The 12,275-nt window shown below is 40.9% G+C and carries 10 protein-coding genes; 2 read left to right on the top strand and 8 right to left on the bottom strand.

Annotated features, from left to right (window positions below; genetic code table 11):
- Positions 1 to 14: 14 nt before the first annotated feature.
- From NSMS1_RS00710 to NSMS1_RS00730, 5 genes are all read right to left on the bottom strand, one after another.
- Positions 15 to 824, bottom strand: coding sequence for a phytanoyl-CoA dioxygenase family protein (locus tag NSMS1_RS00710; protein ID WP_224089996.1), 810 nt, complete (start codon positions 822 to 824; stop codon positions 15 to 17).
- A 256-nt stretch (positions 825 to 1,080) separates the two neighbouring features.
- Positions 1,081 to 1,479 (bottom strand): signal peptidase I, encoded by a 399-nt coding sequence (locus NSMS1_RS00715; protein ID WP_224089998.1) that lies wholly within the window; start codon positions 1,477 to 1,479, stop codon positions 1,081 to 1,083.
- Positions 1,480 to 1,528: 49 nt separating this feature from the next.
- Positions 1,529 to 2,599, bottom strand: a complete 1,071-nt coding sequence (galK, locus tag NSMS1_RS00720) for a galactokinase (protein WP_224090000.1) — start codon at positions 2,597 to 2,599, stop codon at positions 1,529 to 1,531.
- A gap of 30 nt (positions 2,600 to 2,629) precedes the next feature.
- Complete coding sequence (locus tag NSMS1_RS00725; protein WP_224090002.1) at positions 2,630 to 3,715, bottom strand: M24 family metallopeptidase; 1,086 nt, start codon at positions 3,713 to 3,715, stop codon at positions 2,630 to 2,632.
- A gap of 95 nt (positions 3,716 to 3,810) precedes the next feature.
- The gene (locus NSMS1_RS00730) at positions 3,811 to 4,047 is read right to left on the bottom strand and encodes a hypothetical protein (protein ID WP_317986562.1); all 237 of its coding nucleotides are present in this window, start codon (positions 4,045 to 4,047) and stop codon (positions 3,811 to 3,813) included.
- A 140-nt stretch (positions 4,048 to 4,187) separates the two neighbouring features.
- On the opposite strand from NSMS1_RS00730, the gene NSMS1_RS00735 reads away from it, so the two are divergent.
- Positions 4,188 to 5,285: a HindVP family restriction endonuclease gene (locus tag NSMS1_RS00735; RefSeq protein WP_224090004.1), complete on the top strand. Its 1,098-nt coding sequence runs from the start codon at positions 4,188 to 4,190 to the stop codon at positions 5,283 to 5,285.
- A gap of 33 nt (positions 5,286 to 5,318) precedes the next feature.
- The gene (locus tag NSMS1_RS00740) at positions 5,319 to 6,269 is read left to right on the top strand and encodes a DNA cytosine methyltransferase (RefSeq protein ID WP_224090006.1); all 951 of its coding nucleotides are present in this window, start codon (positions 5,319 to 5,321) and stop codon (positions 6,267 to 6,269) included.
- Positions 6,270 to 6,350: 81 nt separating this feature from the next.
- On the opposite strand, the gene galT is transcribed toward NSMS1_RS00740, so the two are convergent.
- The 3 genes from galT to NSMS1_RS00755 all read right to left on the bottom strand — a co-directional run bounded on the left by galT (position 6,351) and on the right by NSMS1_RS00755 (position 12,137).
- On the bottom strand, positions 6,351 to 7,451 hold the full coding sequence (galT, locus tag NSMS1_RS00745) for a galactose-1-phosphate uridylyltransferase (protein WP_224090008.1): 1,101 nt from the start codon (positions 7,449 to 7,451) through the stop codon (positions 6,351 to 6,353).
- Complete coding sequence (locus NSMS1_RS00750) at positions 7,430 to 9,289, bottom strand: glycoside hydrolase family 2 protein (RefSeq protein ID WP_224090010.1); 1,860 nt, start codon at positions 9,287 to 9,289, stop codon at positions 7,430 to 7,432. Before NSMS1_RS00750 ends, galT begins: the two co-directional genes overlap by 22 nt.
- A gap of 1,018 nt (positions 9,290 to 10,307) precedes the next feature.
- Positions 10,308 to 12,137, bottom strand: coding sequence for an ABC1 kinase family protein (locus NSMS1_RS00755; RefSeq protein ID WP_224090013.1), 1,830 nt, complete (start codon positions 12,135 to 12,137; stop codon positions 10,308 to 10,310).
- Positions 12,138 to 12,275: the final 138 nt, after the last annotated feature.

A 12,275-nucleotide genomic window follows, 5' to 3' on the forward strand; every position in this document is an offset into this window, starting at 1 on the left:
CTAATGACTAATAACTAATATTTAAAATTGATGTAAGTTTCGGTTTTATTCTTAGGCAGTTCTTCTACTACCTCACACCGTAGCATCTGCCTAAGTTGTTCTGGGAGACTATCATAATAGTCTCGTGGAACTGTCAAATCTACCTTTGGTGTATGTAGCCAGTGCATGGCGTAACCCATAACTACCATTGGTCTTGGCTTGTTTGTGCGGTTGGGAGAACCCCTGTGCAGGGCTAGGGGCGATCGCACGCTTACATCTCCCGGCTGCATATAAAAAGATTCCATCGGGATTGCACCAGAGGCTATCTTTTGTAATCCTTCTTCTTTCGATAAAAGATGAGTTCCTCGCGCCATTTGGAACGGGCCATTATCTTCAGTTACTTCCACCAAGGAAAAGTTTACTGCTAGGGCGTAGAGTGGTGTGACGATACCATCATTAAATAATGGGCGAAAGTCCCGATGGGTTTCTTGATAATCTGAACCCTGGAATGGGACATCGACTCCCATCTGCACCATCACATATTCTTGGTAAAATACGCGCTCAAGAATACCCATAATTACCGGGTTGGCAAAAACCAACTGATTAGCAAACGGGTAAACCCAAGGTAATGTCACATAATAACGAGAAATTTCACGGGGAGCTAACCCACCTGGTTGATTTTTGCGATCGTAAAATAACTTTTCAAAAGCTTCCAACCACTCATCAATCAATTTTTGCTCAAAAAGATTACGAATCACACAAATTCCGTCTCGATTCAATTCTTGAGCAAATCGATCTAGGTCGGCAGCCGAATATTTAGCTATACCGCCTATACTCTGAACCATTTGTCTTAACCTCTTTATTAATGGCTTTAGAGCCTGATATAAATTAAGCTCTTGCAGCAATTTTTTATAATTTCTAGTCGATAATAGCGTAATTTACTAATATTGAGCCAGTTAATTTTTATGACAATTACTGTCTACAACTCTATTTATTTAAGCAAACTCATCTATTAAGAATAAGAAAATTATTTGTTATGTAAACAATATAGTAGGGTCGGCAATACCTACCAATAAAATTAAATGGTGGGCATTGCCCACCCTACTGGCTGTTCTCCACTGTATGCGAACCTACCCCAACACTATCATTTGGTACTGAAGGCCATCTCACTGTGAGAATAGTACAGTCAGTCTGAGCAATCCAACAATGCGGCACACCTGCACACCACAGCACATAGTCACCCTCACGAGATAAAGTAATCTCCTCATCCTCAAATTGCAGGCAAAATTTGCCATGAATCAAGATAGAAAGAGTAGCGGCTTGATTATTTACCGCCCACTCAGTTCTACAGTCTCCTGCTTTATGAATACCCCACTTGATTTCTAATGCTGTGGTTGAGCGCGGATCATCATCTGGGGTGATAAAGTGTCCCATAAACCAACCCCAGCGACTCGCCCCTTCGCTGGCTGCATTTCCAAAAATAACTTTAGGCTGCAACATAGCAATTCAAAATTCAAAATTCAAAATGAAGAATTTAGCCTTCATACCCCTACTTAGTATCAAAGTCGGGGACTAAAATTCGCCCTGTGTAACCTGCGTGATTGTATTGTTCTAGGGCTTGAGTTGCGGCTGATTCTTTACCTAACGCCACCAACGCTACACAAGCACCGCCAAAACCTGCGCCAGTTAGCCTTGCACCAAATACACCCGGAGTATTTTGTAGAATTTCTACCAATTTATCTAAGGGTGGTACAGAGACTTCATAATCATCCCGCAAACTAGCGTGAGATGCGTTCATCAATTCACCAAAACGCTCAGGTGTGACTCCTTGCACAACTTCCAAAACACGGTTATCCTCTGTTACCACATGACGAGCGCGACGGTTTAACGGCTCTGGCAATGTTTCTGTTACTTTAGCATCAGTAATATCTCGTAGTGCCTTAACTCCTAATAATTTCGCCGCTTCCTCACACTCCGCACGACGCTGGTTATACCCACTAGTTGCTAAGGTGCGGGGTACGCCGCTATCTATAATGACAATTGTTGTGCCTTCAGGGAAAGGAAGTATACGACGTTCTAGTGTGCGAGTATCCAAGAACAAAATATGTTGAGTATCAGCAAGGCTAGAAGCCATTTGATCCATGATGCCGCATTGCACACCAGCATAATGAATTTCCGCTTGCTGGGAAAGTTGGGCAATTTCTACGTCATTAATTGGCAAATCCAAAAGTTGACGAATTGCCCGGAGTGTGGCGACTTCCAAAGCTGCACTGCTAGATAAACCAGAACCCATAGGCACAGATGATTGAACATACACATTCAGCGAAGGAACGGTATATCCTGCTTTTTTTAACACCTCAATACAGCCAAAAATATAACTGCCAAATCCAGAGGGCGTATGATGAATATCTAAAACACTTACACGCTCTTGCAGATTTTCGGAATAGAACTGATGTTGCCCATCCTCGCTAAAACCTAGCTGTACAGTTGTTTGTTGAGGAATGGCTGTTGGTAGAACAAAACCATCGTTGTAGTCCGTATGTTCACCAAGTAAGTTCACCCTTCCTGATGCACTAGCTTGAGTTTCGGGTGGTTTGTGAAAGATTTGTTGAAAAGTCATATGTGCAGACTGTTGACTGTTGACTAATAACTATTTCTCTAACGGTACAGCGCGTAATCTTCCCTCTACTTCAACGCTGGGGAAGTTTGCATCATAAGTGAGATTTTCTAACTTGCCATCTTTGAGAATGACGAAAGTATCTTCAATCTTTGCCCCTGTTACGCTGGGATTCCAGGCGATCGCCATATTTTCGGTTAAACTATCCGTAGTGCTGGGATGAGCTACAACTTCTCTAGCTAAATATCCTGTAGTTCCTCCCTGGTGATGTTCGCGGATAGCATTAGGAAATCCATGTTGTTCATAAGCTTGAGCTAGAGCATAATAAACTGCATCAAGTGTCATTCCTGGTTGAGATGCAGATAAGGCTTTGGCTTCTATTTCGCGCACATGACGGTGTAATTCAGCTTCCTCTTTTGTCAAGTTACCAAAACACACGAATCTGGTGAGGTTAGCAAACAATCCATAGCCTCTAGCGCAGAATACCAGCATTGCTTGCCGTCCCAACTTTTCCCCTGTGGCTGTAGCATGACGATATAAAGGTAAACGCCTCTCCCCCGCCACTAATGTTAAAGCTGGATGTATACCTCTCGCCCACAAAGCTTCTGCACCAGCACCCGCTAACTGATACTCTGTCCAGTCTGGTTGTGCGGCTTGTAGCACTTCTGTCATGGCGGCGCTGGCTTGTTGCCCAACTTGACGATATCTGTCTAACTCTGTGGGCAACAACACCCGCTTATATGCTTGTAGGGATTGTGGTATGGATTGCTCTTGCGGGGTGGGGCGATCGCTGATTACAATTTCCCCATCAGTAGCCTCACGCACAAACGCCTCCCGCACCACAGGATCAGCCCAAGGATTGATGTGTAACTTAAAATCAGGTGGTAATTCCTCATCCTTGAGACGCTGCGCTTCAATTTCATCCGTCAATATCCACGCATCTTGTCCAGTTACTAACACCTCTGCTACCCCAGTTTCCGCCGTCAGTAGTACAGCGCTAGAACCGCCACCAGTAACCCAAGCAAACCAGTCTATACCTCGTAGACGCACACCCCCAGCTTCAGCTATCGAGAGAGTCTGCCTGATAAACCCTAATTTCTTCGAGACTTCTTCGCTCATAGGAAAAACACAGATTAGGTACAAATCATTATCAAGTTCATCTACCCTTGTCTGCGTCTGTCTGAGGTTTTGAACTCAACTTTATAGAACTACTTTTACTCTCTTTTCTCCGTGTCTCTGTGTCTCTGTGGTTTTATACTGAGACAATTCTTAGACAAAGTAACAATTGATTCTATATTTCTGCCTCGATAAGCATGGCGTTGTTGGTCAATCTCTGCAAATATTTCTGTTAAATCATCTTGATTTTTCCACGCACCATATAATTTACTTAATTTAGCTAATCTCTCTTCTGCCGTTAGATTTAGTTTTGGTTTTTCTACTGCCTGTTCCATAACTTCTAAGTTTATTATGATTTCTGTTTCGCTTTTTAGTAGATAATACAGATTTATTATGTAACTGTCATATTAGGCTAATTAGCAGTATACTAACACAAATAAATAACTAGCTAACCCATTTCTAATTTTGAAAACCTGTGTTATTAGGGAATACGCCAAATCAGCAGCCTGGATTATTTGGATTAATACACTCAAACCGAGATTTTACCCAAAAAGAAGCTTGGGGAAAAAATTGTTTTAATTCTTCATTCCCTGCTGCTCTCTGCTCTTATTTATATAGTATAAATTTAGAAAATATTTACATGAAGCTTAACTCCAACCTCAAAGTTGAGCATTCAAGCATTAGTACAGAAAAATTCTACGGAATTAATCCAAACTCCGATAATCTTTTTTATGCGTTTGAAACGCAGTTTACACCATATCAACAATATTTAATTGGTAATCTTCCAGGTGTTGACCTAGTTACCCAGGCAAGAGATTCAGGTTCTTGCTTACAGCCAATTGAGATTAAATTAACAGCTTTACCGGATAATACAACTTGTGAATTTGCCGAAGATTATTACGGTTGTGAAATTGTAGTTAGACCAGACACTATAGTTTATTTAGCTTGTAGTATAGTAGAAAACTTTAGGCTCAACCCGTCTATTATTGAAAGTGTGATTACAGGAAATCTTGCAAATATCACTGACTGGACAGAAGCGATTTCTGTCATACCTTACATCCCAGATATGATTGACTGTCTAGATGCGATCGCACTTTCGCTTCTAGATGCACAAAAACCTTTTTTAATGCAGCCTATATGGAAAACAGAGGGGAAATCACCAAAGTTGGCAGATAACTGTTTAGATGTTTTTGTTTGGAGTGACCTAGCTTTTACTAGATTATTTATAGATTTAGCAAAGATAGAAATCAATACATACGGAAGAATCAGAAATATTGCTAGGCATACTCGAACAATTATTTGGCTGTTTAAAATGCTATCTGACTTTAGTATTAATGGTTCTTTTAATCATGGAAGAATCATAGACAGCCTTTCTTATAATACGAAAAATGATAAAGCATTTGCTGTAAGTGGTAGAGTTACCCATGCTTACATGACATCGGCAGCTTTGAAACAACCTAGAATTAAAAAACAAGAAATCAAAAGAATTATCTTAAATGGTGGTCAAAATCTATTGAGTCCAGAAAGAAGATTTGATGCTATAATATTCAACTCACCAGATATATTCGATTAGTTAATTGTTAACGCTCAAGTTAGTAGAGCAGAAATGAAAACAGTAGATTTATTTGCAGGCTGCGGAGGTTTGTCGCTGGGATTTCAAAATGCTGGTTTTGATTTAGTAGCAGCTTTCGATAACTGGCTTCCAGCAATTGAAGTATATAGGCAGAACTTTCATCATCCTATTTTTGAGAAAGACATTTTCCAAGAAGATTTATGTACAATAATCTCCAGGTTCCATCCAGATATAATTATTGGTGGCCCTCCATGCCAAGATTTCTCAAGTGCAGGGAAACGAGATGAAAATCTTGGTAGAGCAGATTTAACGATTGCCTTTGCCAATATTATTTCACAAATCAAGCCTAATTGGTTCGTGATGGAAAATGTAGACAGAATTACTAAAAGTCAAATATTACCAACAGCTTTAGAAATATTCAAAAAAGCTGGATATGGTTTAACTTGTTCAATTTTAAATGCCAGCTACTGTGGAGTTCCACAAGCGAGAAAACGTTACTTTTTAATTGGGCAACTTCACGGAGAAGATAATGCTCTCAGTAATTATCTCATAAAACATCAATCAAAAAAGCCTATGACTATTTTTGATTATCTAGGTCATGATTTAGGTATTGAGTATTTTTATCGTCATCCCAGAAGTTATAAAAGAAGGGCTATCTTCAGCATATATGAACCTAGCCCAACAGTTCGGGGAGTAAACCGTCCTATTCCCAAAACATATAAGAAGCATGAAGGAGATGCTTGTGATGTGAATGAGAAATTAAGACCTCTCTCTACAATCGAAAGAAGTTATATTCAGACATTTCCAAAAACGTTTAAGTTTCAGGGAAATAAATCAGATTTAGAACAGATGATTGGTAATGCTGTTCCTGTCAAGTTAGCTGAATATGTAGCTCGTTGTATTCTTCAATATATACAAGATTCTTCTGAACACACTTCATCTCAATTAACCAATCTTCAATTACAGCTATTTGAAAGTGTGTAGCTGAAGTATTAACAACTAAATTGTAGGGAAACACGGTAAGCAAATTGAGGCGCATTTTATAACAAATGCGCCTATTGTCCGTTACACCGAAACTGGCATTTCAAGATTTACCGCCACGGCTTGCAACTCCTTCGCCTTCTCTTCCGGTAAAGCATCGTTAGCAAACATCCCGGCTGCAAGTTCCGTCCCCGCCAAGTACTTCAGCCTTTCGCTGGTGCGATATGGAGGGTAAAACTGGGCGTGTAGATGCGCTTCTGGATGGGGTAAACCGTCTGTGGGTGCTTGGAACCAAGCCATAAGGTAAGGGAAGGGACGATTCCACAAGCCGTCATATTTGAGGGTGACGGTTTTTAAGGCTTTAGCCAGTCCCCGGCGTTGTTCGGGGGTAAGTTCGGCAAAACTACTCACTGGTTGAATAGGTGCAAGCCAAACTTCGTAAGGATAACGCGCACAGACGGGAACGAAGGCGATCGCCACTTCATCTCGATATATAATCCGTTTGTTATCAGCTATTTCTTGTTGAATTAAATCTTGTAATAACCCACGCCGATGTGATTGATAATACTGTTGCTGCATCTCCAACATCCGCGCCGGGACGGGGGGTACAAAGGGGTAGGCGTAAATTTGCCCGTGGGGATGGTGCAATGTTACGCCTACCTCGACACCTTTATTTTCAAAGGGGAGGACGTATTGTATCTGCGGATTTGCCCCGATTTCGCGGGTGCGATCGCCCCACACTTCTATCAGCAAATCCAGGTGTGTCAATTCCAAGGAACTGAGGGAAGCACGAGCATCTTGGGTAAAAACCACTACCTCACAAGCTCCATTAGCAGGCAAGGTTTCCACAATCGTCTGCGGTGGATTATTTGCTGTGAGACTCATCGAGGGAAAGCGGTTATCAAACACCGCCACATCATACTTACCTTGGGGTAGTTCCGTCGGAAACTCAGGGTTGGTGGTAGGTGCGAGGGGATTATATTCTGGAGGCGGCATGAATGTCCGCCCTTGACGGTGGCTGGCGTAGGCTACCCATTCACCCCGCAAGGGATGCCAGCGCAAGTGAGGGTTAGCTTGCACCGGCTCGTTGCTAGGGCTGGGGGCTTGTAGCTGATTGGAGATGGGATAGCGACTATATAAAGTCAACTTGCGTCCATCGGGCTTTAACAGCTTGTGGGAGTACATAATCCTTGTCCTGAGAGGGTGGCTGCGCGGATTGCTTCTATGGGGAATTTAGGAGTGCGATCGCCGTACAATAATCCGTTAGCTTCTTGGAAAGTATCTGTGAATTGGGTGTAACAGAATCCGCTAAACATTTCGATGTTATTGACCGTTTCCAGCAGCGTAGAATATTTAATTTCCAACTCAGAAATATTCGAGCAGCTTTCATATCCCCAAGCCTTATCTGCATCGGGTGTATCCGATGGGACATAGGCAATACCACCAAACTCGGTCAACATGATGGGTTGTCCTTGATGGGGGTAATTATCCAAGGTGAGGATGCGTCCCCCTGGACGGCTACGTTCAAATAAATCCGACATCTGAATATCTGGTCTGTAGCGATGGGCTAATCGCTCAGGCTTCTTGTCATAGTCGTGGATAGCGAGGATATCTGTATCTGTACTTTCCCAACCATCGTTACCAATGACTGGACGAGTGGGGTCGAGAGTTTTAGTTAAGTGATACATTGCTAGTACGTAGTTACGATGAGCCGCCGTTTCCACTAAATTTGGTACACCCCAAGATTCGTTAAACGGAACCCAAGCCACAATACAAGGATGACTCACATCTCGCTTGATGATTTCCGTCCATTCACGGGTCATACGTTCCACAGCTTTTGGTGTAAAGCGGTAGGCACTGGGCATCTCTTCCCATACTAACAAGCCCAACACATCTGCCCAATATAAAAAGCGGGGGTCTTCAATCTTTTGGTGCTTGCGGACTCCGTTAAAACCCATAGCTTTAACGAGTTCTACATCACGTCGTAAAGCATCGTCATCGGGTGCGGTCATTAATGATTCTGGCCAGTAGCCTTGGTCAAGCACTAGGCGGAGATAGTAGGGACGACCGTTGAGCATGAAGCGATCGCGCTGAATAGTTACTGTCCGCAACGCTGTATAAGATTGCACCTCATCAATCAGTTGGTCTTGATACCATAGCTGAATTTCCGCATCAATCAGCGTTGGTTTTTCTGGACTCCACAGCAAATCATTACGACAGTCATCAATTCCTGGGTCGCCCAAAGCTATGCGACGGCTAATTTCCCCATTGAATACTTCATAACTATCGCTAGCAATAACTAGACCATCAACACTCAGTTTAACTTTGACTTGAACACCAGAAGTAGGTACATCACCAGCCAAGGCAATATCAAAGCCAATTTCCCAACGTTCACAGTCGGGTATCCAACGTAGATGACCGAGATAAGTGTTACTGACACGTTCCAACCATACAGTCTGCCAAATCCCAGTTGTCCGAGGATACCAAATACTATGGGGTTTCAATTGCCAATCTTGCTTACCGCGTGGTTTGGCGAGGTCGTGGGGGTCATCATGCGCCCAAACTGTTACTTTTGTTGTCCCAGTGTCATTTAACGCATGGGTAATATCAAAACTGAAAGAAGTGTGTCCGCCTTCATGCTCACCTATATATTGGCCGTTAACCCATAAACGAGCGTGGTAGTCCACAGCACCGAAATGTAATATTAATCTTCCATCCCCGTCTGGGGTGGCAAATTCTCGCTCGTACCAGCAATTAGGATGGAATCCTTGATCACCAATACCACTTTTGGTAGATTCGGGAGCGAAGGGAACTTCTATATGATGAGACCAATTGCTAAGATCGGTAGGGCGAAAATATTTTCCTTTGTCATCAAATGCAAACTTCCACTGTCCATCCAAGCTCTGCCAGTGAGAACGTTTTAATAGAGGTCTTGGATGTAGAGGAGTTCTTGCACTCCAAAGATTACTATCAGCTTTAGTAGGTAATTCAACTTCACGATTTTTTAAATCTAACAATCTCATCAAATGTTCTCCTAGTACTACATATAAGGTAATCAACCCTTGCTATATGTTAGAGGCTGTCCCAAATATTGGGTCGCCAGATTAGCATGAGTTTTTGTCCGATTATTATATTGAACAGTTATAGCTAGTAGTTTGAATTTTTTGCTAAAAATACTATTACCTCCAGCACTTATGTGTTGAAGGATAAAAATAGTTTATTTACTCCTAGCTCGTGACATTATGGCACATACATCACCAATATTTGCCAGCTAATCTAAAAAAAAATATCAAATTTAGGTGACTAATAAATATCATAAACCAGATATAGAATAAACTGGTTGCTAGTTAATTTTTTTATTTCAATTGTTTAAGTAAATCAATTTTGTAATTGATTTGAAAAATGGTGACTATAATTCAATTTTAGCAAAATAGACAACAAATACTATATAGTGTGGACGATGCCAACCCTGCCAAGGAGGGTGCAAGTTTACCCAATACCCTAATTTTCCGTCAAATTATCTGAGTGCGATCGCCCTTAAGTTGGTCAAAACTATATTAAAGTAAGTAGCTCAGTGTTAAAAATTATCGCTATTGCAAGGCAGGAGGCAGAGAGCAGTGCGGTCTTGGGCTTTGCCCAAGTGGAGCAACTGCGGAGAAGCGAAGAGGGTTATAGCTTTGTTTACCTTTTTTAACTTAGTTTTGTTTTTTCCCACCGACTTACTTAGAGTTTTAGCCATTTAAAACCTTGTAAGTGGCTCCTGATAATGAATTAGCTGGAGATTCAGTAAGTATTTACAATCACAGCTAACCACTTTTTATACAACCTTCAGAGTTTAGTAATGGTTTGTAGCTTTAATGTACGTATTCAGTCTAGACTCTGCGATCGCAATATGATTTGCTGTAAAAAGTAGTCTTAATATCTGTAGGTTTGAATTGGGATTAAATTTAGTAACAGGTATCATTTCTTTTGTGACAGTTCTGGATGCGGAATGTGGGTTATAAAATAATTCGGGAATCTTTAGCTTGTAATTTTGTCTTTTCAAGCTGTAATTTCATGATTTATAAATCGGTTCATACTTCTTTGCAACACTTGTTTGACAATATATTGGCCAGTTTCATGAGTTACTGGTATCATCAAAATTTGGGCAACTGCTCGCGCTAGTTGTATGGAGTCAAATCCTGGCAACTTTTGCAATAGTATCCAAATACGTTTGAGGTATTCTAGCGTTTCTAAATCAATATTGACTACGGAATGTTGGTGATGATAACCCCTGTGCATCCCAAAAATAACTGGTGTTTTAGATAGCAAGGTTTCGCCAAAAGCATCTAAGATTTTGAGTAGCTCATCTGCTAGACGGATGCGAACAAACTTCCCTTGATCTGAGAGTAAATAACTAATCCCTTGTTCTAATGTTCTACTAAAGTGGAAATCTTTAGTATTACTAAAGTTCATTAATACTGTTTCTAGACGATTCCAGCGAAAACTACCATCTTTAAAGAGTAGATTATTAAAAGTTGGCTGTAATTGTGGGGCTGGATCAGTTAAGAGGCGTTTGAGAACGTAAGGATATGCAGAAACTAAAACTTTAAAGTCTGGGTCTATACTAATTGCAATTCCCTCTAATGCTACCAACGAACGAATAATTAGTGCATAGTACGCTGGTACTTGAAAAGAATATTGGTACATCAAGTCTGAAAGCTGTTGAATAATTACTTGAAAGTTTAATTGAGCAACGCTAGATGTCAGCGCATCATTAAACAGCTTTGTCAGTGCAGCACTAATGGGAATTATGTCTGCATCAGGAGGTAAAAACTCCAATTCTATATAGTCTTGTACCAGTGCTGAAAAATCTCGATTGACAATATGAACGACAGCATTAATTAGAGCATACCTTTGATGAGGCTTGATTTCGCTCATCATCCCAAAGTCTAAATAGACTAGCTTGCCATTTTCCATTGCTAGCAAATTACCTGGATGAGGATCGGCATGAAAAAAACCATGTTCTAGTAATTGCCTGAGAGTACACTGTACTCCAACTTCAATTATGGAACGAGCATCAATTCCCTGAGACTGAATTTCGGCTGGGTGAGTTAACTTGGTTCCTTTTATCCATTCCATCGTCAAAACGCGACGATTAGTATATTGCCAGTAGATTTTAGGCACATAAATATCAGTCAACTGACCATAAAGATTAGCAAAGTTTTCTGCGTTTTTTCCTTCTTGAATGTAATCCATCTCTTCAAATAGATGGGTAGCAAACTCATCTAAGATGGCAACTAAATTAGTACGAATTTCTTGATATCGCTTTTGTAAGATAGTAGCTAGACTCCGCAAGATATATATATCCAAAGAAATTTTTTCTGCCATATCCGGTCTTTGGACTTTAACCGCAACTATCTCTCCTGTTTGCAATTTGCCTTTATAGACTTGTCCTAAAGAGGCGGCGGCGATTGGTTTAGCCGATAATTCTGCATAAATTTGGTCTGGAGTTTTCCCTAATTCTTCTTGAATGAATTTGTATGCTAGTTCGTTAGAAAAAGCAGGTAACTCATCTTGAAGTTTAGCAAGTTCATCTATGTAAACTGAAGGCAATATATCAGGGCGAGTTGACAGTGCTTGACCAACTTTAATATAAGCAGTGCCAAGGCGAGTCAGGATTTCTCGCAATTGCACGGCTTCGCGTTGCTGCTTTCGTCTAGACTGTCCTGTTTTGCGGTTCCACCACCATTTGATAGTAAAGCTAACTATGGGAAGTAAAATTTGCAGCCATCGCTTGAAGACTTGGATTTTACGATCGCGGTATTTTTGAGCGATCGCTTCTGGGTCATAGCGGAGTGGTTTTTCTAATGTAATTGTGACTTTACTCATTTTTCAGTAGACTTCTTGCACGAATATTTGAAAAGAAGAATTTCTATTAGGATTATTTTTACTTTCTTTTTTGGATTTTTTACTCATATTTATTTAACTCTTTTCAAGTTAAATATTCACATTAACTACCTATTTTTT

Source organism: Nostoc sp. MS1, assembly GCF_019976755.1.
GTDB lineage: Bacteria > Cyanobacteriota > Cyanobacteriia > Cyanobacteriales > Nostocaceae > Trichormus.